The sequence below is a fragment of the Exiguobacterium sp. SH5S4 genome (genome assembly GCF_004337045.1).
Taxonomy (GTDB): Bacteria; Bacillota; Bacilli; order Exiguobacteriales; family Exiguobacteriaceae; genus Exiguobacterium; species Exiguobacterium aurantiacum_A.
The window spans coordinates 1-2999 of sequence record NZ_SJUQ01000050.1; the positions used below are offsets into that span (position 1 = coordinate 1).

1 rRNA gene is annotated in these 2999 nt (G+C 54.3%); it reads right to left on the bottom strand.

Features of this window, described 5'->3' with window-relative positions:
* Positions 1-4: 4 nt before the first annotated feature.
* Positions 5-2918 (bottom strand): 23S ribosomal RNA (locus EVJ32_RS15800).
* Positions 2919-2999: the final 81 nt, after the last annotated feature.

Consider the following 2999-nt stretch of genomic DNA (forward strand, 5'->3'; position numbering starts at 1 on the left):
TTTCTAGATCAAAGCCTCGACCGATTAGTATCATTCAGCTCCACACGTCGCCGTGCTTCCACCCATGACCTATCTACCTCATCGTCTCTGAGGGGTCTTTCTTGATTGCTCAAAGGGAAATCTCATCTCGGAGGGGGCTTCATGCTTAGATGCTTTCAGCACTTATCCCGTCCGCACGTAGCTACCCAGCGATGCTCCTGGCGGAACAACTGGTACACCAGCGGTGCGTCCATCCCGGTCCTCTCGTACTAAGGACAGCTCTCCTCAAATTTCCTGCGCCCACGACGGATAGGGACCGAACTGTCTCACGACGTTCTGAACCCAGCTCGCGTACCGCTTTAATGGGCGAACAGCCCAACCCTTGGGACCTACTCCAGCCCCAGGATGCGATGAGCCGACATCGAGGTGCCAAACCTCCCCGTCGATGTGGACTCTTGGGGGAGATCAGCCTGTTATCCCCAGGGTAGCTTTTATCCGTTGAGCGATGGCCCTTCCATGCGGAACCACCGGATCACTAAGCCCGACTTTCGTCCCTGCTCGACTTGTAGGTCTCGCAGTCAAGCTCCCTTCTGCCTTTGCACTCTACGAATGATTTCCAACCATTCTGAGGGAACCTTTGGGCGCCTCCGTTACTGTTTAGGAGGCGACCGCCCCAGTCAAACTACCCGCCTGACACGGTCCTCCAGCCGGATCACGGCTGCGAGTTAGAGACTCTATACGCAAAGGGTGGTATCCCAAGGATGTCTCCACCGAAGCTGGCGCTCCGGCTTCACAAACTCCCACCTATCCTGTACATCGCGTACAAAGCCTCAATATCAGGCTGTAGTAAAGCTCCATGGGGTCTTTCCGTCCTGTCGCGGGTAACCTGCATCTTCACAGGTACTATGATTTCACCGGGTCTCTCGTTGAGACAGTGCCCAAATCGTTACGCCTTTCGTGCGGGTCGGAACTTACCCGACAAGGAATTTCGCTACCTTAGGACCGTTATAGTTACGGCCGCCGTTTACTGGGGCTTCGGTTCAGTGCTTCTCTTGCGATGACACATCCCCTTAACCTTCCAGCACCGGGCAGGCGTCAGCCCCTATACTTCATCTTGCGATTTAGCAGAGACCTGTGTTTTTGCTAAACAGTCGTTTGGGCCTATTCACTGCGGCTTATGTTGCCATAAGCGTCCCTTCTCCCGAAGTTACGGGACCATTTTGCCGAGTTCCTTAACGAGAGTTATCCCGCGCGTCTTAGAATTCTCATCTCGCCTACCTGTGTCGGTTTACGGTACTGGCGCCGACCTCCTTACTAGAGGCTTTTCTTGGCAGCGTGAAATCCGGTACTTCGCCCTACGGGCTCCACATCACAGCTCAACCTTGTATGCCGGGCGGATTTGCCAACCCGACGGCCTCGCTGCTTGTCCGTGCACTTCCAGTCGCACGGTTACCTTATCCTTCTGCGTCCCCCCATCGTTCAAACGGTGGTACGGCGGTACAGGAATATCAACCTGTTGTCCATCGCCTACGCCTTTCGGCCTCGGCTTAGGTCCAGACTAACCCTGAGCGGACGAGCCTTCCTCAGGAAACCTTGGGCTTTCGACGGAGGGGATTCTCACCCCTCTTTTCGCTACTCACACCGGCATTCTCACTTCCAAGCGCTCCACGGCTCCTCACGATACCGCTTCACTGCTGCTTGGAACGCTCCCCTACCATTCCTTACGGAATCCATAGCTTCGGTGGTATGTTTAGCCCCGTTAAATTTTCGGCGCGGCGTCACTCGACTAGTGAGCTATTACGCACTCTTTGAATGGTGGCTGCTTCTAAGCCAACATCCTAGTTGTCTGTGCAACGCCACATCCTTTTCCACTTAACATACACTTTGGGACCTTAGCTGATGGTCTGGGCTGTTTCCCTTTCGACTACGGATCTTATCACTCGCAGTCTGACTCCCGAGTACAAGTTGCCGGCATTCGGAGTTTGACTGAATTCGGTAACCCTGTGGGGGCCCCTAGTCCAATCAGTGCTCTACCTCCGGAACTCTTCACCTCGAGGCTAGCCCTAAAGCTATTTCGGGGAGAACCAGCTATCTCCAGGTTCGATTGGCATTTCACCGCTACCCACACCTCATCCCCGCACTTTTCAACGTGCGTGGGTTCGGACCTCCAGTCAGTGTTACCTGACCTTCATCCTGGACATGGGTAGATCACCTGGTTTCGGGTCTACGACGACGGACTGATGCGCCCTATTCAGACTCGCTTTCGCTGCGGCTCCGCCTTATCAGCTTAACCTTGCCCGCCATCGTAACTCGCCGGTTCATTCTACAAAAGGCACGCCATCACCCGTTAACGGGCTCTGACTACTTGTAGGCATACGGTTTCAGGATCTATTTCACTCCCCTTCCGGGGTGCTTTTCACCTTTCCCTCACGGTACTGGTTCACTATCGGTCACTAGGAAGTATTTAGCCTTGGGAGATGGTCCTCCCGGATTCCGACGGGGTTTCACGTGTCCCGCCGTACTCAGGATCCACTCTGGAGGGGATAAGATTTCAGCTACAGGGCCGTCACCTTCTCTGGCCGACCTTTCCAGGTCGTTCACCTATCCTATCCCTTTGTAACTCCGTATAGAGTGTCCTACAACCCCAGGAAGCATGCTTCCTGGTTTGGGCTGTTCCCGTTTCGCTCGCCGCTACTCAGGGAATCGAATTTTCTTTCTCTTCCTCCGGGTACTTAGATGTTTCAGTTCCCCGGGTTTGCCTCACACCGTGCTATGTATTCACACGGGTGTCCCGCCAGTCTCCCGGCGGTGGGTTCCCCCATTCGGATACCTCTGGATCAAAGTGCACTTACCACTCCCCAGAGCATTTCGCTGTTCGTCGCGTCCTTCATCGGCTCCTAGTGCCAAGGCATCCACCGTACGCCCTTTCTACCTTGATCTAGCGTTTCTAAGACACACGGTCCGAACGGACCATGCATATTTTTCTTGGTTTGATGTCTTGATGAATCTTCAGTTTTCAA